Here is a 21,559-nt window from a genome sequence, read left to right on the forward strand (position 1 = left end):
GTTCGACGCTATGCGGATCCAGCCGGGCGGGCCAACCGGTAAGTTCACGGCGGCCCTTGGCAGCAGCCTGGCCAATACCATGGCCAGCAGGCGTTGGCCGAATCCTAGCCGCGCGAGATTACAAATGTCAAAAAGTCGTGAAATGCAGGTTGATATAACCAAGAAATTCGGCGTATCCGGTGCATTTTCATGCAGGTTTGCGCTATCAGCGGGCAATTTATCTTGTGTAGGAAATTGCCTTTTGATCAAACGGACAATTTCCTGTGAGCAGGCAAAGCGTGGCCGCAGAGGCCGTTACAAACAGATACATATGTAAAGACAACCCTTTACAAATACCCAAGCAAGAGCAAATAGCAAGCATTACCATTCGCACCTTATTTTCAACTGCCCGGTCTGAATGTGCCCATGCTTGTACCCTGCCGCCTTTCACCCCTGACGCTCGGCCTGTCGCTGCTTTTCAGCGCCAGCCTGGCCAGTGCCGCCACCACCACGCTGCCGGAGTCGTCGGTTACCGCCGACAGCGAGCGCGAGAAGGACAACCCGCGGGTCAAGGAGGTGAGCACCGCAACCCGCACTTCGACGCCTGTGCGTTATGTGCCGCAGGCCATCGATACGGTGAAAACCGCCAATGTGCTGGACTACGGCAGCAACACACTGGGCAAGGCACTGGAGGGCATCCCAAACGTCAGCAGCAGCGCCGACACCCGTTTTGACAGCGTACGCATCCGCGGCTTCGAGGCCAGCAACGACTTCTACCTGGACGGTATCCGCGACGACAGCCAGTACATCCGCGACTTGCACAACATCGAGCGGGTCGAGGTGTTGAAGGGGCCGGCAGCGGTGCTGTATGGCCGTGGTAGCCAGGGCGGCATCGTCAACAGGGTCAGCAAGGCAGCGGAGCCGGGTCGCCGCTCGACCATCGAAGCACAGGCCGGCAGCGAAGACCTGCGCAGCCTGTATGCCGACCTCAGCGCCGACCCCAGCGACACGGTCAGCCTGCGCCTGAACATGGGCAACCAGGACAACAACAGCTTCCGCGATGGTATCGACGGCAGCCGCCAACTGTTCGCCCCGTCGATCAGCTGGCAGATCACCCCCGACCTGAACTGGCTGGTGCAGTATGAATACAGCCGCTACAACCGCACGCCCGACCGTGGCATTCCTGGGGTCAATGGTCGCCCCGCCGACGTCAGCCGCGGCACCACCTACGGCGACCAGCGCGACTACATCGATGATCGCGCCCAGTCGCTGCGTTCGCGGCTGAACTACCAGTTGAACGAAACCTGGCAACTGCGCCACACCCTGGGCCTGTTCAAACTCGACAGCGAGTTCGACAACACCTATGTCACGGGCTACGACGCCGGCACCAATACCTTGACCCGCCAACGCTGGCAGCAGGACCTGAACACCCGCAACCTGTTCAACAACCTGGAGGCCGAGGGCGACTTCGACACCTTGGGCCTTGAACACAAGCTGCTGCTGGGCCTGGAGTTCGGCAACCAGCGGCGCGACCCGTTGCTGTACAGCGCTGGCAGACAGGACCTGCCAGGCCTGGGCAAACCCAGCCAGCCGCACAATGGTGCGTTGGCGGTATCGAGCAACAACCACACCGTGGTCGACAGCCGCGGGGTTTATCTGCAGGACCAGATTCGCCTGAACGATCAGTGGCAGGTTCTCGCCGGCGTGCGCTTTGACCAGTTCGAAGTGGAAACCACCAACAAGGATGGCTTGCGCGAACCGCAGGACAGCAACAGCACCAGCCCACGCCTGGGCGTGGTCTACACGCCATGGCGCGACCATTCGTTCTACGCCTCGTGGAGCAAAACTTTCTCACCGGTGGGTGGCGGCTTGATCGGCATCACCCCAGGGGCACAGGGCAACACCAATAAAACCGACCCGGAAGAGACCCGGCAGAAAGAAATAGGCGTAAAGAGCGACTGGTTGGACCAGCGCCTGACCACCACCCTGGCTATCTACGAGCTGGAACTTTACAACCGCCGCACCCGCGACCCGAACGACCCGAACATCATCTTGCTCAGCGGCATGCAGCGTTCACGCGGCATCGAGCTGACTGCCACCGGCAACATCGTCGGCAACTGGTATGTACGCGGCGGCATTGGCCTGCAGGATGCGACCATCGTCAAGGACAAGAACGGCCAGGAAGGCAACCGCATCAATGACGTGGCCAAGCGCAATGGCAGCCTGTTCGTGACCTGGAAGCCAGAACTGGGCTGGTACGCCGAAACCGGGCTGACACTGGTGGGCGAGCGTTATGCGGACAACCAGAACACCACGTTGTTGCCGGGGTACGGCCGCTGGGATGCGCTGGCGGGCTACCGTACGCATGACTGGGATGTGCGGGCGGCGTTGAGCAACATTGCCGACAAGACCTATTACAGCTCGGCGACCAGTGCGGCGCAGATCCAGGTGGGCGATCCGCGTAGCCTTGTAGTGACGGGTAGCTACAGCTTCTGATCTTTGTTGACTGTACCTGCCTCTTAGCGGGCAAGCCCGCGGAGAGGCAGGTACAGGTGCAATCGATCAGTGCCACACCGCCATCAGCGCCTGCATCTCTGCTTCACTGATCAACCCTTGGGGGTATCGCCCGGCAAGCAGACGTCGTGGGTCGGTCGTCCTGACCCTGATGCTTCCATGGTGTTTCAACCACTTCGCCACAAGCCTGAGCGATTGGCGATCAACTGCCGATGGGCGCAAAGCCGACTCACTTGCTGCGTTCATGTCCACACGTACTCCCTGGCCCGTGAGCGGCTAATTTACGTTGGTATTGTTACAGATCAGAGGCGCGGCCTGGCCATGCCATCTCGCTATCTGTTTGAAAAACAATACAAAACGTATGCCAGCTCGGCCTCCGGGCGTCGCTCGCGCAAAAAAGAGGCCCGTCATGTGACGGGCCTCTTTATCCATTATGCGCTCAGCGCTTGACCGGCGCTGGCTGCTGTTGGGTCAGGCAGTGAATGTTGCCGCCACCCAAGAGCAGCTCGCGGCCCGGGATCATCACCACCTCATGGTCGGGGAAGATCCTTGCCAGGATCGCTCTGGCTTCAGCATCTGCCGGGTCGTCGAAGCTTGGGGCAATGATGCCACCGTTGACGATCAGGAAGTTCACATACGAACCCGCCAGGCGCACCGACGGGTCACGCTCCTGGCTGCCGGCGACCTGGTCGACACCGGCGCACTCTTCGGCAGTGGCGAACAGCGGGCCCGGGATCGGCATCTTGTGCACGATGAACTCGCGGCCCTTGGCGTCGCGGGTGTTCTTCAACACGTCCATGGCTGCGTGGCAGCGCGCGTAATTGGGGTCGTTGGAATCATCGGTCCAGGCCAGTAACACTTCGCCCGGGCGCACGTAACAGCAGAAGTTGTCGACGTGGCCGTCGGTTTCGTCGTTGTACAAGCCGTCGGGCAGCCACACCACGGTGTCGACTGCCAAGTGGTCGCGCAGCACCGCTTCGATCTGCTCGCGGCTCAGGTGAGGGTTGCGGTTGCGGTTGAGCAGGCATTCCTCAGTGGTGATCACGGTGCCTTCGCCGTCTACGTGGATCGAACCACCTTCCAGCACAAAACCTTCGGTCTGGTAGCGCTGGCAGCGCTCCATTTCCAGCACCTTGGCGGCCAGTTCCTCGTCGCGGTTCCAGGGTGCGTACAGGCCGCCATCGAAGCCGCCCCAGGCGTTGAAGCCCCAATCTACACCGCGCACTTCGCCATGGTCGTTGATGACGAAGGTAGGGCCGGTGTCACGCACCCAGGCATCGTCATTGCTGATTTCAACCACGCGAATGTTCGGCTGGTCGAGTTGGCGCCGAGCGTTCTCGTACTGGCCAGCGGAGGCCGCGACGGTCACAGGTTCGAAACGGGCAATGGCCTTGGCCAGGGTTACGTGGGCAGCCTGCGCCGGCTTGCCGCCCAGGCGCCAGTTGTCCGGGCGCTCCGGCCAGACCATCCATACCTGAGTTTGTGGAGCCCACTCGGCGGGCATGTGGAAACCATCGGCACGGGGCGTGGAGTTGAGGGTTTTCATGGGTGACCTCTGTGATGGCCCTGAGCCGGGTGAGCTGGGGCGTTTTTCAATTTATAACCGATATATATCGATATTTGAAGCCTGAAAATCGAAGAATTCCGCGCCATTCAGCGAATTTAAATCGATAACAATCGACACACGTCAGCGCTGGTCTGGTGAAAGGAGCGGCCTGCTGTCTACCATAGCCACACCTTATGCATCCTGTTACAGCTACGCGCGGAAATTTCCGGCAAGGCCGACTAGGGTCAATACTTGAGCGACGGGCCAGCGAGCCGCTATGAACATCACCCCTACAGCAATCCCTGAAGTACTGATCATCGAGCCAAAGGTGTTCGCTGACAGCCGTGGTTTTTTCTTCGAGGCATTCAACGCCCGTGAGTTCTCACAGCAAACCGGCGTGAACGTGGAGTTCGTCCAGGACAACCACTCGCGTTCCATCAAGGGCGTGCTCCGCGGGCTGCACTACCAGGTGGCAAACACCCAGGGCAAACTGGTGCGCGTGGTACACGGGGAAATCCGCGATATCGCCGTGGACGTGCGCAAAAGCTCGCCAACATTCGGCAAATGGGTCGCGGTGCACCTGTCGGCCGACAACCATCGCCAGCTGTGGATTCCACCTGGCTTCGCCCACGGTTTTGCAGTGATGAGTGAATCGGCCGAGTTCCTCTACAAGACCACCGACTACTACAACCCTGACGCCGACCGCTGCATCCGCTGGGACGACCCGCAACTGGACATCGACTGGGGGCTGCAGCAGCCACCGCTGTTATCGGACAAGGACAAGGTAGGCCTGCCATTGGCAGAGGCAGAACTGCTGCCTTAACTAGCGCATAATTGCGTCAGACTTTTCTGGCGCATTTACGTGATGATTGCAAAACCCACGCCCCCACGCCGTCCCCGCTGGCGCAGCCTGGCCCTGCTGGCGCTGAGCCTGGCCCCATTGTTGTGGCCCCTGCATCACTTGGCCGAGCGCTATTACCAGGAAAAGCTGGCCTCGCAGAACCGCCAGACCCTCGACCTGTATGTCGCCAACTTGCTCGGTACCCTGCACCGCTACGAGACCTTGCCGCAAATTCTCGGCGACCTGCCGGCGCTGCGTGATGTACTGGCCGATCCTTTCCGCCTGGAAGCGGTGACCAACGCCAACCGCCTGCTCAAGGACATCGTGCAACAAACCGGTGCCGAGGTGATGTACCTGATGGACATCAGCGGCAACACCTTGGCCGCCTCGAACTGGGATAAGCACGACACCTTCGTCGGCAGAAACTTCGCCTTCCGCCCCTACTTCAACGAAGCCATGGCCGGCCACCTGGGCCGCTTCTTCGGCCAGGGCACCACCTCGGCCAAACGTGGCTACTTCTTTGCCGCGGCCGTGCGGGATCGCGAGCGGATCGTCGGCGTGCTGGTGGTCAAAGTCGATCTCGACCACACCGAAACCCTGTGGGGCCGTACGCCCGAGCAGCTGTTGCTGACCGATCACAATGGCGTGGTCATCCTGACTTCGCGGCCCGACTGGCGCTTCCGTGCTACCCGCACGCTGACCGACGCCGAGCGCCAGGCCATCATCGCCATCCAGCCCTATCCGACCCAGGCCCCACAGCCGATGGTTCTCAACCCGCAGGCCTGGATCACCCAGACCCGCGACATCAAGGAAACCGGCTGGCAAGTCAGCATCCTCGCCCCGCGCACGCTGGTTGATCGCTCGGTGCAGACGGTCATGGCCATCGGTGCCGGTACGCTGCTTGTACTGATGTTGTTGGCCGGCCTGGTGATGCAACGGCGACGCCATTACATCGACCGCATCGACTTCGAAGCCCGTGGCCGCCAGGAACTGGAAAAGCGCGTGGCCGAACGTACCGCCGACCTTGAAGGCCTGAACACCCGCCTGAAAAATGCCGTGCTGGAGCGCGAAAACGCTCAGCAGGAGGCCGTGCGCGCGCAGGACGAACTGGTGCAGGCCGGCAAGCTGTCGGTTCTCGGCACCATGTCGGCCAGTATCAGCCATGAGTTGAACCAGCCCCTGGCCGCCATCCGCAGCTACGCGGAAAACGCCGAAATCCTGCTCGACCACCAACGTACCGAAGACGCCCGCGGCAACCTCAAGCTGATCGGCGAGCTGACCGGGCGCATGGCCTCGATCATTGCCCACCTGCGCGCCTTCGCCCGTCGTGACCGCCATGCCCCGGAGAGCGTGGCCCTGCAGCCGGCCCTGGACGATGCCCTGGCGCTGCTGGCCAAGCGCCGCCGGGCGATGGCCGTAGAGCTGATCCGCGACCTGCCGGAAGCCACCTTGTGGGTACAGGCCGGCGAGACCCGCCTGCGCCAGGTGCTAGGCAACCTGCTGGCCAATGCCCTCGACGCCCTGACCGAAAAAGCCAACCCGCGTCGCCTGTGGCTAAGTGCCGAGCAGCGTGATGACTGCGTCTACCTGTACATCCGTGACAACGGCCCCGGTTTCAGCCGCCAGGCCCTGGAGCACGCCAAGGAGCCGTTCTTCACAACCAAGACCCGTACCCAGGGCCTGGGCCTGGGCCTGGCCATCTGTGAAAGCCTGATGCGCGCCCTGGGCGGTGAACTGCTACTGGCCAACCACCCGGAAGGTGGCGCAATGCTGACCCTCCAGCTGCGTGTGGCCGCGTCTGGCGCTACTTTGCCCAATTCGGAGGACCCCTCGGCATGACCACCGAGACACTGATCGACAGCCGAGCCCAGGTCATCCTGGTGGACGATGACCCCCACCTGCGCCAAGCCTTGAGCCAGACCCTGGACCTGGCTGGGCTCAAGGTAGTCGCCCTGGCCGAAGCTCAAGGCCTGGCCGAGCGTATCGAGGCCGACTGGCCCGGCGTGGTGGTCAGCGACATCCGCATGCCGGGCATCGATGGCCTGCAGTTGCTGGAACAACTGCACGGCCGTGACAGCGAGCTGCCGGTGCTGCTGATTACCGGCCATGGCGATGTGCCGCTGGCGGTGCAGGCGATGCGCGCCGGGGCTTATGACTTCCTGGAGAAACCCTTTGCCACAGACGCCCTGCTCGACAGCGTACGCCGTGCCCTGGCCTTGCGCCGGCTGGTGCTGGACAACCGTAGCCTGCGTCTGGCACTGAGCGACCGCCAGCAACTGGCAACCCGTCTGGTCGGCCATTCACCGGCCATGCTGCGCCTTCGCGAGCAGATCGGCGCCTTGGCCGGCACCCGCGCCGATGTGTTGATTCTGGGCGAGACCGGCGCTGGCAAAGAGGTGGTGGCTCGCGCCCTGCACGACCTGTCCAGCCGCAGCGAAGGGCCATTCGTGGCGATCAACGCCGGCGCGCTGGCCGAATCGGTGGTCGAAAGCGAACTGTTCGGCCACGAGCCCGGGGCGTTCACCGGCGCGCAGAAGCGCCGTATCGGCAAGTTCGAATTTGCCAACGGCGGCACGCTGTTCCTCGACGAAATCGAGAGCATGAGCCTGGATGTGCAGGTGAAGCTGCTGCGCATGCTGCAGGAGCGGGTGGTCGAACGACTGGGTGGCAACCAGTTGATCCCGCTCGATATCCGCATCATTGCCGCCACCAAGGAAGACCTGCGTCAGTCTGCCGACCAAGGGCGATTCCGCGCGGACCTGTATTACCGCCTGAACGTCGCGCCGCTGCGTATTCCGCCACTGCGCGAACGCGGGGACGACATACTGGTGCTGTTCCAGCATTTCGCCGATGCTGCCAGCCAGCGCCATGGTCTGTCGCCGCATGCGCTGCAGCCAGCGCAACGCGCCCTGCTGCTGCGTCATGACTGGCCAGGTAATGTCCGCGAGCTACAGAACGCCGCCGAGCGTTTCGCCCTTGGCCTGGAACTGGCACTGGATAGCCAGGCCCCCTCGGCAGCAGCACCGGCAGCACCCATGCTGAGCGGCAACCTCAGCGAGCAGGTCGAGCAGTTCGAACGCTCGCTGATCGCTGCTGAACTGGCCCAGCCACATGGCTCCATGCGGAGCCTGGCCGAAGCACTGGGTATCCCCCGCAAAACCCTGCATGACAAGCTGCGCAAGCACGGCTTGAACTTCGACGGCGGCAGCGGCGGGCATGACGATCAAGAGGACAACCGTTAATGAGCACCGATAGCCAGTACCTGCAGTCCGTACTGCACAGCGACATCCCCCTGACCCGCCAGATGGGCCTGGAAGTGATCGATTGGCAGCAGCACACCCTGCGCCTGCAACTGCCGCTGGCGGCCAACGTCAACCACAAAAGCACCATGTTCGGCGGCAGCCTGTACTGCGCAGCAGTGCTGGTGGGTTGGGGCTGGCTGCACCTGCGCCTGCGTGAACGGGGGATCGATGACGGGCATATCGTCATTCAGGAAGGGCAGATCAGCTACCCGTTGCCGGTTACCGGTGCGGCGGTGGCGCGTTGTGCAGCGCCCGACGAAAAGACTTGGGAGCGATTCCTGGCCATGTACCAGCGTCGTGGGCGGGCGCGGTTGACGTTGGAGACCACGGTGAGCAATGACGGCAGTGACGAGCCGGCGGTGAGGTTCAGCGGCCAGTACGTCCTGCACCGCTAGCCCAGCAGCCGCTGAAAGCAACTGCGCTGCACAAAACCCAAAGGCTGGCGTAAAACCTGTGGGAGCGGGCAGGCCCGCGAACACCGGCGAAGCCGGTGCCCCGCACCGCGGTACCTGCTTCGCGGGCTCGCCCGCTCCCACAGGGTAGGGTGAGAGTCCGTCAAATCAGGTTCAGGAAGGACTGGCGCCATGCAGCATTGGCGGGCAATGCCAGGAAGTACGGGTTAAGCAACGACTCGCGCGGCGGATACCGGAATGGCAAGCCATCCAGCCCGATCACCTCGCCGCAGGCCCCTTCCACCACGCCTTGCGCCGCTGCAGTATCCCACTGCGAAGTCGGCGCCAGGCGCGGATAACAATCGGCGCTGCCCTCGGCCAACAGGCAGAACTTCAACGAGCTGCCGATATTGGCCAGCTCCAGCTCTCCCACCGCAGCCCCAAGCCCGGACAACAGGGCTTCCTGTTCCGCGCTGGAGTGCCGACGGCTGGCAACCACGGTAAAACGCTCGCCCTCCGGGGGGGCGTTGCGAACCTGGATCGGTTGGGCTGCCTCGCCGGCATCTGCACGCCAGGCCCCCATGCCGCGCCCACCGAAGTAGCAGCGTCCATTGGTCGGCATCGACACCACACCAAACACCACGTCGCCGTTCTCGACCAGGGCGATGTTGACCGTGAATTCTTCACTGCCAGCAATGAACTCCTTGGTGCCATCCAGCGGGTCGACCAGCCACCAGCGGCTCCAGCTTTGGCGCTCGGCCAGTGGAATATTGCAGTCCTCTTCGGACAGCACCGGAATGTGCGGTGCCAGCGCCACCAGGCCATCGGCAATTACCCGGTGCGCGGCCAGGTCGGCGGCGGTAACCGGCGAATCGTCGGCCTTGCTGGTTACCGCGATATCGGCGCGCCAGAATGGCAGGATTGCCTCGCCCGCCGTCAGCGCCAGCTTGACCACTTCGTGCATCAGTTGCAGGTCGTTCATAGCTCCAGCAGCCCCCGCTGAATCAGCAGGTCACGGGCCAGGTACAGCGCCGCCAGGGCGCGGCCCTCGGTGAACTGCGGATGCATGGCCAAGGCTGACAACTCACGCAGGTTGACCTTGTCGACCCGCATCGGCTCGGGCTCATCGCCTTCCAGACGCTCTTCATACAGGTCGCTGGCCAGCACCACCTGAATCTTCTGGCTCATGTAGCCCGGCGAAAGCGACAGTTCCGTCAGGTGCTCCAGCTGGCGTGCGCCAAAACCGGCTTCTTCCTTGAGCTCCCGGTCGGCTGCCGCCAGCACGTCTTCGCCCGGTTCGATCAGGCCCTTGGGCAACGAAAGCTCGTATTCATCGGTGCCGCCGCAGTATTCCTCCACCAGCACGGCGTGCTCGGCATCGAGCATGGCCACGATCATCACCGCGCCGTAGCCGTTACCCCGGCCCACCAGGCGTTCATAGGTGCGCTCGGCGCCATTGCTGAAGCGCAACTGTACGGCTTCGACGCGGAACAGGCGGCTGCTGGCGACAATCTCGCGGCTGAGTACGGTGGGTTTCTGGCGCATGGGGCGGCTCCTTGGCGTGAACGGGTTACTATACCGTGGCTTGCCGACTGATCGAGAGTTTCCCATGCCTGTTCTTCCCTGGTCTGCCATCGATACCGTCCTGCTGGACATGGATGGCACTCTGCTCGACCTGCATTACGATAACCGCTTCTGGCTGGAGCACCTGCCTCAGCGCTATGCCGAACTGCACGGTGTAAGCCGGGCCATGGCGGAAATGGAGCTGCAACCGCTGTTCGAACGCAATGCCGGCACATTGAACTGGTACTGCCTGGACTTCTGGAGCCGCGAGCTTCGCCTGCCTATTCGCGAGCTGAAACGGGAAATTGCCGACCTGATTGCCCTGCGCCCGGATGCCGATACCTTCCTGGCGGCGATTCGCCAGGCCGGCAAGCGTGTCGTGATGATCACCAATGCCCACCGAGACTCGCTGTCGCTGAAGCTGGAACGGGTGGAGCTGGCACCGTACTTCGAGCGGCTGATCAGCTCGCACGACTATGGTTACCCGAAGGAAAGCCCGCAGTTCTGGGATGCCTTGCAGGCGGATATCGGCTTCGAGCCGGAGCGCAGCCTGTTCATCGACGACACGCTGGCGATTCTGCGCAGTGCACGGCGGTTTGGTGTGGGGCATCTGTTGGCGGTGCGCCAGCCCGATAGCCAGGCACAACCACGAGATACCGAAGAATTTGCAGCGGTCGTGGATTACCGGGCGTTACTGGAAGGCCTGTGAGGCCCCATTCGCGAGCATGCCCGCGAAGAGGCCGGTACAGACTTTAGCGATCAGTCAGGAATACGCAGCACCTGCCCCGGATAGATCTTGTCCGGGTGCTTGAGCATCGGCTTGTTGGCCTCGAAAATCTTGTTGTACTGATTGGCATTGCCATACACGACCATGGCAATGGCTGAAAGTGTGTCGCCCGATTTCACAGTGACGAACCTTGCCGCCTGGACTATCGGCCCGGTCACGGTGATCTGATCCTCGACACTGGCCACGCCACTGATATTGCCCGCCGCCAGAATGATCTTCTCCTTCTCTTCCTGGCTGGCCACTTCACCCTTGAGGATGATCTTGTCTCCTTCTACAGTGGCGCTAATGTTCGGGTTGCCCAAGCCGACAGCTTCCACGTGTTTCTTAAGCTGCTCTTCGGCATTGGCGTTGCCAGGGGTCAGCAGGTCGATCAACTTCTCGCCGGCTTCCTTCACGAAACTGAACAGGCTCATTGCGCTCTCCTTGTTGACGAAACCTCGGACACAGGAGTCTAGGCCAGCTTTACCACTCCCGCCCGGTGCGACCAATCGACGCGGTCTATCAAGGCATAGACCCTAGCGATTAGACGCCGCCGGCCCGCACGCCTAGGCTTGTGCTATCAGAAAGCCGCCGGTATTCAGCGCCCCGATGAACAGCAAGCCTCCGGTCTGCGCGGCCTCATCACCCTTGTCCATGCCCGCCGCCAGCAACACCTACGATTACGTCCAGCTCAGCGACGCCAAACGCGACAGCACCCCGCTGGCCGAGGAAGTGGCCCTGGCCATTGTCTATAACGGCCTCAACCAGGCGGTAATGCTGGTCAGCCCTACCGATCTGGAAGACTTCGCCGTCGGTTTCAGCGTCGGCAGCGGCATTGTCGAAGGCACCGCAGAAATCTACGACCTCAAGCTCTCCGGCGGCGGTTCGGCAATGTACGCCGACCTGGAAATTTCCAGCCGAGCGTTCTGGAACCTGAAAAACCAGCGCCGCCAACTGGCCGGCACCAGTGGTTGCGGCCTGTGTGGTGTCGAAGCCTTGGAGCAGGCGCTGCCGGACCTGGCCGTGTTGCCGGGTGCGCCCCTGCCCCCGGCCCAGTGGCTGGTCGGCCTGCGCGAGCGCATCGACGCCTTCCAGCCACTGGGCCAGCATTGCGGCGCCGTGCATGCAGCACTGTTCATGGACCGCCAAGGCGAACTGCTGCTCGGCCGCGAAGACATCGGCCGGCACAACGCCCTCGACAAACTGATCGGTGCCCTGCTGCGACAGCGCATCGACAGCCAGGGCGGCCTGGCGATTGTCACCAGCCGCTGCAGCCTGGAGCTGATCCAGAAGGTACTGCGTGCCGGCATCCAGACCCTGGTCAGCCTGTCAGCGCCCACCGGCCTTGCCCTGCAATGGGCGCGCAAACACAACCTCAACCTTATCCACTTGCCCAAGCACAGCGCACCGCGGGTCTACAGCCCAGCGGCGGAGTCGTAACAGTCGTGACCTCGTACCAACCTCTTCCGGACAACGCCCCAGCCTCCCCCCCTCGCTACAAGCCCTACCACGGCCCCGCCGGCGGTTGGGGCGCGCTGCGTAGCGTGGCCAAGGCCTGGGTCGGCAGCGATAACGCGCTGAAGAACATTCGCGCCCTGCTCAAGACCAACCAGAACGGCGGTTTCGACTGCCCCGGCTGCGCCTGGGGCGATTCGCCGGAAAGCGGCATGGTCAAGTTCTGCGAGAACGGCGCCAAGGCGGTGAACTGGGAAGCAACCAAGCGCCGTGTCGATGCTGCCTTTTTCGCCCGTTACAGTGTCTCCTCGCTGCTGCAGCAAAGCGACTATTGGCTGGAGTACCAAGGGCGTCTGACCGAACCGATGGTCTACGACGCACCAAGCGACCGTTACCTGCCGATCAGCTGGGATGCCGCCTTCGCCCTGATCGCCCGCGAGCTGAACAAGCTGGCCAACCCTGACCAGGCCGAGTTCTATACCTCGGGACGTGCCAGCAACGAAGCGGCATACCTGTACCAACTGTTCGTGCGCGCCTACGGCACCAACAACTTCCCTGACTGCTCGAACATGTGCCATGAGGCCAGCGGCGTGGCATTGGGGCAAAGCGTCGGGGTCGGCAAGGGCACTGTCACCTTCGACGACTTCGAGCACGCCGACTCCATTTTTGTCTGGGGCCAGAACCCCGGCACCAACCACCCGCGCATGCTCGACCCACTGCGCGATGCGGTAAAACGTGGCGCCCAGGTGGTGTGCATCAACCCGCTCAAGGAGCGTGGTCTGGAGCGCTTCCAGCACCCCCAGAACCCACTGGAAATGCTGACCAACAGTGACCGTCCGACCAACACCGCCTTCTTCCGCCCGGCCCTGGGTGGGGACATGGCGATGTTGCGCGGCATGGCCAAGTTCGTCCTGCAATGGGAACGCGAAGCCCAGGCCAACGGTGAATCGGCCGTGTTCGATCACGCCTTCATCGCCGAACATGGCCATGGCGTCGATGAATACCTGGCCGTGGTGGACGCCACGCCGTGGTCGCACATCCAGGCACAGTCCGGACTGACCTTGGCCGACATCGAACTGGCCGCGCGCATGTACTGCCGGGGCAAGCGGGTGATCATGTGCTGGGCGATGGGCATCACCCAACACCGTCATTCGGTGCCGACCATTCAGGAAATCGTCAACCTGCAGATGCTGCGCGGCAACATCGGCGCGCCCGGTGCCGGTCTGTGCCCGGTGCGTGGCCACAGCAACGTGCAGGGTGACCGCACCATGGGCATCAACGAGCGCCCGCCAGAGGCACTGCTGGATGCCATCGAAAAGCGCTTTGGCTTCCCCGTGCCACGGCGCAATGGCCATAACACCGTCGAAGCCATTCACGCGATGCTCGATGGCCGGGCCAAGGTTTTCATCGGCCTGGGCGGCAACTTCGCCCAAGCCACACCCGACACCGAGCGTACCGCCCAGGCGCTGCGCAACTGCGAGCTGACCGTGCACATCAGCACCAAGCTCAACCGTAGCCACCTGGTCCATGGCAAGCAGGCACTGATCCTGCCGTGCCTGGGCCGCACCGACATCGACCTGCAGGCCGACGGGCCACAGGCAGTCACGGTGGAAGACTCGTTCAGCATGGTCCACGCCTCCAACGGCCAGCTCAAGCCGCTGTCGACGCAAATGCGCTCGGAGCCTGCGGTGATCGCCGGCATCGCCGCCGCCACGCTGGGCAAACAACCGGTGGACTGGCACTGGCTGGTGGCCGACTACGACCGTATCCGCGACCTGATCGGCGATACCATTGCCGGTTTCAGCGGCTTCAACCAGCGCCTGCGTCATCCGGGGGGCTTCCATCTGGGCAACAGCGCGGCCAGCCGCGAATGGGCGACCAGCACCGGCCGCGCCAACTTCAAGGCCAACCTGCTGCCCGACACGCTGCTTGACGAACGCGTACGCGCCAGCGGCCAGTTGCCAGACCTGATCATGCAGTCGATGCGCTCGCACGATCAGTACAACACCACAATCTATGGCCTGGACGACCGCTACCGCGGCGTGCGCGGCCAGCGCGAGGTGCTGTTCGCCAACGAAGCCGACATCATCCGCCTGGGCTTCCAGCCGGGGCAGAAGGTCGACATCGTTTCGTTGTGGGGGGATGGGCATGAGCGCCGGGTGCAAGGCTTTACCCTGCTGGCCTTCGACATCCCTGCCGGGCAGGCGGCAGCGTATTACCCGGAGGTGAACCCGCTGGTGCCGCTGGAGAGCATTGGCGTTGATAGCCATACGCCAACATCGAAGTTCATTGCCATCAAGCTGGAGCGCGCGCGGGACGACGGGCGCATCCTGTAAAAATGAAAAAAGCCCTGCTCCGTTGCGGTTCAGGGCTTTGTCATAAAAGTCTCAGACAGCCTAAAAACGATAAAGTTTCACAGAAAATACAGTAACTTAGAGAATTGTGCACAACTCGTGCTACTCGTCGGATTTCGATTGCCAGCCACGCCTCCTAGCCTCAAATTCGCCTCGTCATCCCTATGAGGCTCTCTTGATGAAGAAGTACTCCTCGATTCTGTTGTTGTCTTTCAGCTTGCTCAGCGGCGTTGCCATGGCAGGCGGCACCACCGAGGCCGGCATTGGCGGCGCACTGGGTGGGGTACTGGGCTCTGTCGTGGGCAACTCCATCGGTGGCAGCACCGGCGGCGCCATTGGTGCCGGTCTGGGCGGTGCGGCAGGTGGCGCTCTGGGCGCAGACAAACGCCAGCGTGGTGAAGCCGCTATCGGCGGCGCGCTGGGCGCCGCAGGTGGTAACGTGGTCGGTCGCTCCGTGGGCGGCACCACGGGTAGCTACATTGGTGCGGCAGCCGGCGGTGGTGCCGGTGGTGCGCTGGGTAACTACCTGGGCAAAGAGGCCGACAAAGACGATTACCGCGATGGCCGCCGCTATCGTCGCGGTTACGACGACGACCGTCGTCACTGGGACCGTGGCCGCCACTACGGCCACCGCAAGCACAAGCGCCACTGGCGCGACTAACGCCTGGGGCCCTGCCCCGGCAACAAAACCCCGCCCCTGCCAGCGGGGTTTTTTATGCCTGTCGCTCCAGCACAAGGCCGGACAGGATCACCTGCAGCGCCTCTGGCAACGCTACAGGCCGGCCACTGGCGCGCTCGATGAACACCTGCACCACCGTACCTGCCGCGCACGCGTCCGGCTCGCCCGGACGGTACAGCGCCAGCCGGTACTCTACCGTGCTGCCCGCCAGACGCGTCACTCCCAACCCCACCTCCAGCAAATCCGGGAAGCCCGGCAGAGCATAGAAATCCGCAGCCGAACTGACCACGAAGGCGGCCAGTTCACCGTGTCGCAGGTCCAGTTCCGCCTGCTCGACGAGAAACGCCTGTATCGCGGTTTCGAAGAAGCCGTGCACCGTTGCACCGGCGATGTGGCCGTTCAGGTCGTTGTCCTGGGGGCGGGTAAGGATCGGGTGAAAGTGAGAGAAGGCAGTGCGCTGAGGGGCTTCGGTCATCTGGCTGGCTCTTGTCTTCGCAATGGATGCTGACAGTGAAACAGAAAAAACAGACTTTCGCTGCCTATGCGGGCCCCTTCGCGGGCAAGCCCGCTCCTACAACGGCCTGCGCCCACCACCGATCAGTGTGTAGGAGCGGGTTTACCCGCGAATACGATGGCGGCTGCGACGGTGAACCACGGGTGGAAATTGGCCAGCAGGTCCGCCCCTTTCGCGGGCCAAACCCACAAAAAAGCCGCCCCTGGGGGTAATGCCAGTCAGTTAAGCTGACTGGCATTTTTCATTTTCGGGTGGGGTACTTCGCTGGACGTTGCTTCACCGTTCGCGGAAACCATCGGTCAGGCCGTCGATGTGGCAAAACATATTGTGCCGCCGAAGCCTGCAGATCCGACAAAAATCCCGGCAAATTCCCGGGGTGGTTCAAGGATGTGCCATGCAGCAAGCCCAGTATTGCCCAGCTACAGGCAGTAAAACTCATCTCGCATGGGTACACACCGGGGCACTGTCGAGACATCTGCACCATCTGATAACGCAACAGGTTGTAGCCCAGCAGTACGCCCCATAGCTCTTGTGCAATCATCTCCGGCGTCTTGCTTCTCAGCGTATATTCACCGCCTAAAAGCCCTTGCTTGATCTCTCGGTATCCCAGTTCGATTTCCCAGCGCTGACTGTAAAGGTCGACGATCTCATCACCTGGGAAACGCAGCGGATCGACCATTGAGGTCAGTACATTCACCACCTTGCCTTTGATCGTCTTGCTTAACAGCCGCGCTCGAATCTCCAGCGGCAGGCCGGGCCATTGCTTACGGGCTTGCGGCGAGGTGCGCAGAACGACCACGGCATCATTGCGCCCAAGCTTGTGCTCGACCTCGTACTGGGTACCCTTCTTCAAAGGAATAAGCCAATGACGCTGCTCGCCTTGTGATTGCCAGTGATGCAGCAAACCCAACGAGTAGAAACCTTTATCGAACAGGGTCAGCGAGTGATCAGGCGTGGTAGCACTCAGCTGTTCGGCCAGCTTCATTTCGCTACTGTGATAGCTCTCGAAAGTACTGCTTATCAGCAGATGGCTAGTCAGTTCCATCTGGCAGACCATTCGGACTTGAGGGTAGCTGCCATCGCCATGCTGGTTGGTCGCGCCGCCGTAGCACGCCCGGTTTTCTGTGGTGTCGGGGGTATTCCAGACCACGCCATCCACGCCCAAAAGCGTTAACCCCAACCATTGCGGGTGTTGAACTTCTGCATGCCATCGTTGCTGGGTGAGCGAGAACACCTCGCGAACAGCTTCGCTACCCAGTCGTTGCCGTCCCTGAACAACAGCGCTGGGCGCCACCAGAGGTCGCTTGCCCGGCAGCATGATGTCCATGTGATTCACGACATCCCAGACCGACATCCGGCGGAACAACGCCATGCCGATGATGCACCAGACCAGGCTTTCCAACGGCAGCCGGCGCTTGCGTATAGTCGAGACGCCTGCCGTTTCGAAGGCCTGTTTCACAATGTCTGGATCAAGCAACGCTCCAAGCCCTTCGAGGGCATGTGGCCGCGATGCCATTTCATGAGTGAGGGACAGGGCTTTTGACAGGCGCATAAAAAATCCGATGCTCGTTTCCAAGCATCGGATTTTGCGGCCTATGGGCTAAAGGTCAATGCGTCAGTCTTAACTGACTGGCATTACCCCTGGGGGCGGCTTCTCGTTGCGGCTGAGCTCGGCTTACAGCTGCGGGCCAGCGGCCTTGATGGCGTCGGAAACTTCGAACTTCTTGAAGTTTTCGATGAACAGCTTGGCCAGACCTTTGGCAGCCTCATCGTAGGCCGCTTTGTCAGCCCAGTTGGTGCGCGGGTTGAGCAGTTCGGTTTCAACGCCCGGAACAGCCTTCGGCACGTCCAGGTTGATGATGTCCAGGTGCTCGGTTTCGGCACCGACCAGTGCGCCGCTCTGGATTGCAGCGATCACGGCACGGGTAGTGGGGATGCTGAAGCGCTTGCCAACGCCGTAACCACCACCGGTCCAGCCGGTGTTGACCAGGTAGACCTTGGAGTTGAAACCGTTGATACGCTTGATCAGCAGCTCGGCGTACTCGCCAGCCGGACGCGGGAAGAACGGTGCGCCGAAGCAGGTGGAGAAGGTCGACTTGATGCCGCCGCCCGAACCCATTTCAGTGGAACCGACCAGCGCAGTGTAGCCGGACAGGAAGTGGTAGGCCGCCTGCTCGTTGTTCAGGATCGAAACCGGAGGCAGAACACCGGTCAGGTCGCAGGTGAGGAAGATCACTGCATTAGGCTCGCCGCCCAGGTTCGCTTCCGAACGCTTGGCAACGTGCTCCAGCGGGTAGGCCGCACGGCTGTTCTGGGTCAGGCTGACATCGGTGTAGTCGGCGTGCTTGTTGGCGTCGAGAACGACGTTTTCCAGTACTGCGCCGTGCTTGATGGCTTTCCAGATGACCGGCTCGTTCTTCTCGGACAGGTCGATGCACTTGGCGTAGCAGCCGCCTTCCATGTTGAAGACAACGCCTTCGCCCCAACCGTGCTCGTCGTCACCGATCAGGTAACGGCTTTCGTCTGCCGAAAGGGTGGTCTTGCCAGTGCCCGACAGGCCGAAGAACAGGGTCACATCGCCTTCTTCGCCGATGTTGGCCGCGCAGTGCATAGGCAGTACGTCGACAGCCGGCAGCAGGAAGTTTTGCACCGAGAACATGGCTTTCTTCATTTCACCGGCGTAGCGCATGCCAGCGATCAGCACTTTCTTCTGGGCGAAGTTGATGATCACGCAACCGTCGGAGTTGGTGCCGTCACGCTCAGGTTCGCACACGAAGTTGGCGACGTTGAGGACCTGCCACTGGTCGCGGCCAGCCGGGTTGAACTGCTCCGGGTTGATGAACAGGCAACGACCGAACAGGTTCTGCCAGGCAGTCTGGGTGGTCATCTTCACCGGCAGGTAGTGCTCGGCTGCAGCCCCTACGTGAACATAGGAAACGAAGTGATCCTGGGCGTTGTTGAACGCCTCGACGCGAGCCCACAGGGCATCGAACTTGTCAGCCGGGAACTTGCGGTTGATCGGGCCCCAGGAAATGGCATCCTGGGTGGAAGGTTCTTCGACGATGAAACGGTCAGCCGGCGAACGGCCGGTACGGTGACCAGTCTCCACGACCAGTGCGCCAGTATCGGCTAGTACGCCTTCACCGCGTTGCAGCGCTTCTTTTACCAGCTCATCGACGCTCAGGTCGGTGTACACGGTGTTGTTGGCTTGCGTCATGAGATACCCCATCCGGCCCGAGGCCGAGTGCTCCAAACGTTTTGTAGTTGTCTTGAAAAAACTACTACAGCGAAAAAAGTGGCCGGATTATGCCAGAAACGCCCAAAAAAAGTAGGCCCCTCCTGTCAGAACTGCGCTTTTGCGCAATTCGACAGGAGATTATCCTGAGCTTTAACGTTTCAGTGACGAGTTTCTGAGGCCACGTCAGTACCGCCACCCGCAAACAGTTGCGCCACATCGCTGGCATCGAAGAAGTAGCGCTCGTTGCAGAACTGGCAATCGATCTCCACCGTCCCGCCACACTCTTCCACCAGCGCCTTGGCGTCGTGTTCGCCCAGACTGACCAACGCATTGCCGGAGCGTTCCCGCGAACAGCTGCAATTGAAGCGCAGTGGCTGAATATCGAACAGGCGCACGGCATCTTCGTGGTACAGGCGGTGCAGCAGGGTTTCGTTGCCCTCTGTCCACTCTTCCGGCTTGAGCGTCTTGGCCAGGGCCACTACGTGCTGCCAGCTGTCTTCGCGCTCTTCATCATCCGGCTGGCGATCACGCGGCAGTTGCTGCAGCAATAGCCCACGGGCCTTGCCGCCTTCGGCATTGAGCCAGAAACGGGTATTGAGCTGCTGCGACTGGACGAAGTAGTTGGTGAAACATTCCGACAGGTTGGCGCCATCGAGGTCGACGGTCCCCTGGTAGCGCTGGCCCTTGACCGGGTCGATGGTCAGGGTCAGGTGGCCGTCGGGCATCAGCTGCGACAGGGTGGCACCCGCCGGAATCTGGTCCGCTTCGTAGCGGGCCATGCCGCGGATCTCGCGGTCGCTGGAACATTCCACCATCAGCAGCGGAATCGGCCCAGCCGAACGCGCCTGCAGAATCAGCAGGCCATCGAACTTCATCGCACCCACCAGCAAGGCGGTCGCGGCCATCAACTCGCCGAGCAGCACCTTGACCGGCTGGGGGTACTCATGACGCGCCAACACTGCGGCGTAGCTGTCATCGAGAGACACCCACTCGCCGCGCACATCGCGCTCGTCGAAGATGAAACGTTGGGTGAAATCGGTATCAGGCAATTCGCTCATAGGTTTTGGCTATCTGAAAATGATGACAAAATGGTTACAAGGGTTGTCGCGAACCTGCGAGAGCCCATGACAGAGCGCTCACACGGCGCTCCGATTTCTGTTTGCAATAGAGGTATTTTATGGACAATCGACCACTGTTCCAAGCAAGGTGGTCCTGGGGGCCACTGGCAGCCTGTACGCTGCTTCCCATCGCTCTACTGTGTTTCTGGTTATGGCCCATTGGCCAGATCCTGTGCCTGACTTTCGACGAGTGGCTGTTCCGCAGCCTGAACGCACCACTGGCAGACAATACTGCCTGGCGTAATATCTGGGCACTTGGCAGCCTGCGCCCGTTCGATATCGTCGTCGGTCTGATCCTGCTGGCTGTGCTCATTCGCGGTGACTGGGTGTTCAAGGCCGCTCAGGTTCGCCAGGCATTTTTCGGCTTTCTGGTCACGCTACTCCTCTTAGTGGTGATTCGCGCGCTGTTTTCCAAGTGGGTGGATGCAGCCGGGTGGCAGCACAAGAGCCCATCGATGATCTTCGACGACGTCGTGCACCTGAGTGACTATTACCCGAATCTGGAGGCTGCCTGGGAACTGAAGGACCGTTCCAGCAAGAGTTTCCCGGGTGATCACGCCTCGGTGCTGTTGGTCTGGGCGCTGTTCATGAGCGTGTTCAGCCGCGGCCTTTTGCAGTACCTGGTTGTCTGGGGGTTGGCGCTGCTGTTCATGCTTCCGCGCCTGGTAGCCGGTGCCCACTGGGGGCAGGACGACTACATCGGCGGCTTGCTGATGGCGGTGCTGGCGTTGGGCTGGAGCTACTACACGCCGCTGGCGGCCAAAGGCAGCGAGGCGTTGATGCGCTGGACAGCGCCGTTGTTCAAGCTGTTGTCCACGCTACCGCTGGTCGGGCGAATGGCGGTGTTCCGTTAGATGCCTGGGGCTGCACGGCAGCCCCATTCAATCGTAACTTCCATGCAGCTGGTGGATCTGCCGCCGCTGCTTCTTGGTCGGCCGGCCATCGGTGGTCACGCCCATGGCCCCGGCCTTACGCATCTCAGCGGCCTGTTCACGGCGACGCACACTTTCTTCGGTTTCCTCGTACAACGCCTGCGCCTCCGGGGCACCACGACGCACCATCGACAGCGCCTTCACCACCACGGTGCGCTCATCGAACCCGGTACGCAGTACGAACTCGTCGCCCACCCGCGGCTCCTTGCCCGGCTTGCAACGCTCACCCCGGCAATGCACCTTGCCACTCTCGATCGCCGCCTTGGCCAGCGCTCGGGTCTTGTAGAAGCGCGCCGCCCATAGCCATTTGTCCAGGCGAACCTTGTCGTCGTCTTCGGCTTTTTGTGCCATCCCGTTACCTCGGAT

Annotated in this window: 20 protein-coding genes; 10 read left to right on the top strand and 10 right to left on the bottom strand. The window is 61.8% G+C overall.

What is annotated here, in order from left to right; translation table 11 throughout:
* The first annotated feature begins 405 nt into the window (after nt 1–405).
* Entirely contained in the window at nt 406–2,475 is a 2,070-nt protein-coding gene (locus J3A98_RS23130; RefSeq protein WP_176683636.1) for a TonB-dependent siderophore receptor, read from the top strand.
* Between the two features lie 66 nt (nt 2,476–2,541).
* Here the strand turns inward: J3A98_RS23130 and J3A98_RS27030 are convergent, their stop codons facing one another.
* Together J3A98_RS27030 and aguA are read right to left on the bottom strand one after the other, a co-directional pair.
* Entirely contained in the window at nt 2,542–2,739 is a 198-nt protein-coding gene (locus J3A98_RS27030) for a hypothetical protein (protein WP_080671093.1), read from the bottom strand.
* A gap of 193 nt (nt 2,740–2,932) precedes the next feature.
* The gene (gene aguA / locus J3A98_RS23135) at nt 2,933–4,039 is read right to left on the bottom strand and encodes an agmatine deiminase (protein WP_019438876.1); all 1,107 of its coding nucleotides are present in this window, start codon (nt 4,037–4,039) and stop codon (nt 2,933–2,935) included.
* Nucleotides 4,040–4,316: 277 nt separating this feature from the next.
* Here aguA and rfbC point away from each other — a divergent pair, with 277 nt between their 5' ends.
* The 4 genes from rfbC to J3A98_RS23155 are packed head-to-tail and all read left to right on the top strand — an operon-like array spanning nt 4,317 to nt 8,577.
* On the top strand, nt 4,317–4,862 hold the full coding sequence (rfbC, locus tag J3A98_RS23140) for a dTDP-4-dehydrorhamnose 3,5-epimerase (RefSeq protein WP_176683637.1): 546 nt from the start codon (nt 4,317–4,319) through the stop codon (nt 4,860–4,862).
* Nucleotides 4,863–4,904: 42 nt separating this feature from the next.
* Nucleotides 4,905–6,719, top strand: a complete 1,815-nt coding sequence (locus tag J3A98_RS23145) for an ATP-binding protein (RefSeq protein WP_209968737.1) — start codon at nt 4,905–4,907, stop codon at nt 6,717–6,719.
* Entirely contained in the window at nt 6,716–8,122 is a 1,407-nt protein-coding gene (locus J3A98_RS23150) for a sigma-54 dependent transcriptional regulator (RefSeq protein WP_176683639.1), read from the top strand. Before J3A98_RS23145 ends, J3A98_RS23150 begins: the two co-directional genes overlap by 4 nt.
* Nucleotides 8,122–8,577 (top strand): YiiD C-terminal domain-containing protein, encoded by a 456-nt coding sequence (locus J3A98_RS23155; RefSeq protein WP_176683640.1) that lies wholly within the window; start codon nt 8,122–8,124, stop codon nt 8,575–8,577. The genes J3A98_RS23150 and J3A98_RS23155 overlap by 1 nt, the downstream gene beginning before the upstream one ends.
* A gap of 160 nt (nt 8,578–8,737) precedes the next feature.
* Here J3A98_RS23155 and cysQ read toward each other — a convergent pair whose 3' ends face one another.
* Nucleotides 8,738–9,556: a 3'(2'),5'-bisphosphate nucleotidase CysQ gene (gene cysQ / locus J3A98_RS23160; protein WP_209968740.1), complete on the bottom strand. Its 819-nt coding sequence runs from the start codon at nt 9,554–9,556 to the stop codon at nt 8,738–8,740.
* On the bottom strand, nt 9,553–10,119 hold the full coding sequence (gene nudE, locus J3A98_RS23165) for an ADP compounds hydrolase NudE (protein WP_003255794.1): 567 nt from the start codon (nt 10,117–10,119) through the stop codon (nt 9,553–9,555). Before nudE ends, cysQ begins: the two co-directional genes overlap by 4 nt.
* A gap of 64 nt (nt 10,120–10,183) precedes the next feature.
* On the opposite strand from nudE, the gene yrfG reads away from it, so the two are divergent.
* A complete protein-coding gene (yrfG, locus tag J3A98_RS23170; RefSeq protein WP_176683642.1) occupies nt 10,184–10,846 on the top strand; it encodes a GMP/IMP nucleotidase in 663 nt (220 codons plus the stop codon).
* Nucleotides 10,847–10,896: 50 nt separating this feature from the next.
* Here the strand turns inward: yrfG and lysM are convergent, their stop codons facing one another.
* Entirely contained in the window at nt 10,897–11,337 is a 441-nt protein-coding gene (gene lysM / locus J3A98_RS23175; RefSeq protein WP_209968743.1) for a peptidoglycan-binding protein LysM, read from the bottom strand.
* Nucleotides 11,338–11,512: 175 nt separating this feature from the next.
* Between lysM and fdhD the strand changes: the two genes are divergently transcribed.
* The 3 genes from fdhD to J3A98_RS23190 all read left to right on the top strand — a co-directional run bounded on the left by fdhD (nt 11,513) and on the right by J3A98_RS23190 (nt 15,373).
* The gene (gene fdhD / locus J3A98_RS23180) at nt 11,513–12,343 is read left to right on the top strand and encodes a formate dehydrogenase accessory sulfurtransferase FdhD (protein ID WP_176683644.1); all 831 of its coding nucleotides are present in this window, start codon (nt 11,513–11,515) and stop codon (nt 12,341–12,343) included.
* Nucleotides 12,344–12,348: 5 nt separating this feature from the next.
* Nucleotides 12,349–14,694 (top strand): FdhF/YdeP family oxidoreductase, encoded by a 2,346-nt coding sequence (locus J3A98_RS23185; protein WP_209968746.1) that lies wholly within the window; start codon nt 12,349–12,351, stop codon nt 14,692–14,694.
* A 196-nt stretch (nt 14,695–14,890) separates the two neighbouring features.
* Nucleotides 14,891–15,373 (top strand): glycine zipper domain-containing protein, encoded by a 483-nt coding sequence (locus tag J3A98_RS23190; RefSeq protein ID WP_104960602.1) that lies wholly within the window; start codon nt 14,891–14,893, stop codon nt 15,371–15,373.
* A 52-nt stretch (nt 15,374–15,425) separates the two neighbouring features.
* Here J3A98_RS23190 and J3A98_RS23195 read toward each other — a convergent pair whose 3' ends face one another.
* The 4 genes from J3A98_RS23195 to hslO form a co-directional block, all read right to left on the bottom strand.
* Nucleotides 15,426–15,866, bottom strand: a complete 441-nt coding sequence (locus J3A98_RS23195) for a thioesterase family protein (RefSeq protein WP_176683646.1) — start codon at nt 15,864–15,866, stop codon at nt 15,426–15,428.
* A gap of 280 nt (nt 15,867–16,146) precedes the next feature.
* The gene (locus J3A98_RS23200) at nt 16,147–17,457 is read right to left on the bottom strand and encodes an IS4 family transposase (protein ID WP_209964617.1); all 1,311 of its coding nucleotides are present in this window, start codon (nt 17,455–17,457) and stop codon (nt 16,147–16,149) included.
* A gap of 123 nt (nt 17,458–17,580) precedes the next feature.
* Nucleotides 17,581–19,122 carry a phosphoenolpyruvate carboxykinase gene (locus J3A98_RS23205; RefSeq protein WP_176685249.1) on the bottom strand — a complete coding sequence of 514 codons (1,542 nt, stop codon included), beginning with the start codon at nt 19,120–19,122 and terminating at the stop codon, nt 17,581–17,583.
* A gap of 179 nt (nt 19,123–19,301) precedes the next feature.
* Complete coding sequence (hslO, locus tag J3A98_RS23210) at nt 19,302–20,201, bottom strand: Hsp33 family molecular chaperone HslO (protein WP_103443305.1); 900 nt, start codon at nt 20,199–20,201, stop codon at nt 19,302–19,304.
* Nucleotides 20,202–20,320: 119 nt separating this feature from the next.
* On the opposite strand from hslO, the gene J3A98_RS23215 reads away from it, so the two are divergent.
* Nucleotides 20,321–21,115 carry a phosphatase PAP2 family protein gene (locus J3A98_RS23215; protein WP_176685250.1) on the top strand — a complete coding sequence of 265 codons (795 nt, stop codon included), beginning with the start codon at nt 20,321–20,323 and terminating at the stop codon, nt 21,113–21,115.
* 27 nt (nt 21,116–21,142) lie between these two features.
* On the opposite strand, the gene J3A98_RS23220 is transcribed toward J3A98_RS23215, so the two are convergent.
* Nucleotides 21,143–21,544, bottom strand: a complete 402-nt coding sequence (locus J3A98_RS23220; RefSeq protein WP_176685298.1) for a S4 domain-containing protein — start codon at nt 21,542–21,544, stop codon at nt 21,143–21,145.
* Nucleotides 21,545–21,559 lie beyond the last annotated feature (15 nt).

Origin of the sequence: Pseudomonas sp. BP6, from assembly GCF_017875935.1 — a bacterium.
Taxonomy (GTDB): domain Bacteria; phylum Pseudomonadota; class Gammaproteobacteria; order Pseudomonadales; family Pseudomonadaceae; genus Aquipseudomonas; species Aquipseudomonas putida_Y.

Excerpts from the sequence above, each read along its gene's own strand:
- J3A98_RS23130 (WP_176683636.1), top strand. The coding sequence starts at position 406 with ATGCTTGTACCCTGCCGCCTTTCACCCCTGACGCTCGGCCTGTCGCTG.
- J3A98_RS27030 (WP_080671093.1), bottom strand. The coding sequence starts at position 2,739 with ATGAACGCAGCAAGTGAGTCGGCTTTGCGCCCATCGGCAGTTGATCGC.
- aguA (WP_019438876.1), bottom strand. The coding sequence starts at position 4,039 with ATGAAAACCCTCAACTCCACGCCCCGTGCCGATGGTTTCCACATGCCC.
- rfbC (WP_176683637.1), top strand. The coding sequence starts at position 4,317 with ATGAACATCACCCCTACAGCAATCCCTGAAGTACTGATCATCGAGCCA.
- J3A98_RS23145 (WP_209968737.1), top strand. The coding sequence starts at position 4,905 with ATGATTGCAAAACCCACGCCCCCACGCCGTCCCCGCTGGCGCAGCCTG.
- J3A98_RS23150 (WP_176683639.1), top strand. The coding sequence starts at position 6,716 with ATGACCACCGAGACACTGATCGACAGCCGAGCCCAGGTCATCCTGGTG.
- J3A98_RS23155 (WP_176683640.1), top strand. The coding sequence starts at position 8,122 with ATGAGCACCGATAGCCAGTACCTGCAGTCCGTACTGCACAGCGACATC.
- cysQ (WP_209968740.1), bottom strand. The coding sequence starts at position 9,556 with ATGAACGACCTGCAACTGATGCACGAAGTGGTCAAGCTGGCGCTGACG.
- nudE (WP_003255794.1), bottom strand. The coding sequence starts at position 10,119 with ATGCGCCAGAAACCCACCGTACTCAGCCGCGAGATTGTCGCCAGCAGC.
- yrfG (WP_176683642.1), top strand. The coding sequence starts at position 10,184 with ATGCCTGTTCTTCCCTGGTCTGCCATCGATACCGTCCTGCTGGACATG.
- lysM (WP_209968743.1), bottom strand. The coding sequence starts at position 11,337 with ATGAGCCTGTTCAGTTTCGTGAAGGAAGCCGGCGAGAAGTTGATCGAC.
- fdhD (WP_176683644.1), top strand. The coding sequence starts at position 11,513 with ATGAACAGCAAGCCTCCGGTCTGCGCGGCCTCATCACCCTTGTCCATG.
- J3A98_RS23190 (WP_104960602.1), top strand. The coding sequence starts at position 14,891 with ATGAAGAAGTACTCCTCGATTCTGTTGTTGTCTTTCAGCTTGCTCAGC.
- J3A98_RS23195 (WP_176683646.1), bottom strand. The coding sequence starts at position 15,866 with ATGACCGAAGCCCCTCAGCGCACTGCCTTCTCTCACTTTCACCCGATC.
- J3A98_RS23200 (WP_209964617.1), bottom strand. The coding sequence starts at position 17,457 with ATGCGCCTGTCAAAAGCCCTGTCCCTCACTCATGAAATGGCATCGCGG.
- J3A98_RS23205 (WP_176685249.1), bottom strand. The coding sequence starts at position 19,122 with ATGACGCAAGCCAACAACACCGTGTACACCGACCTGAGCGTCGATGAG.
- hslO (WP_103443305.1), bottom strand. The coding sequence starts at position 20,201 with ATGAGCGAATTGCCTGATACCGATTTCACCCAACGTTTCATCTTCGAC.
- J3A98_RS23215 (WP_176685250.1), top strand. The coding sequence starts at position 20,321 with ATGGACAATCGACCACTGTTCCAAGCAAGGTGGTCCTGGGGGCCACTG.
- J3A98_RS23220 (WP_176685298.1), bottom strand. The coding sequence starts at position 21,544 with ATGGCACAAAAAGCCGAAGACGACGACAAGGTTCGCCTGGACAAATGG.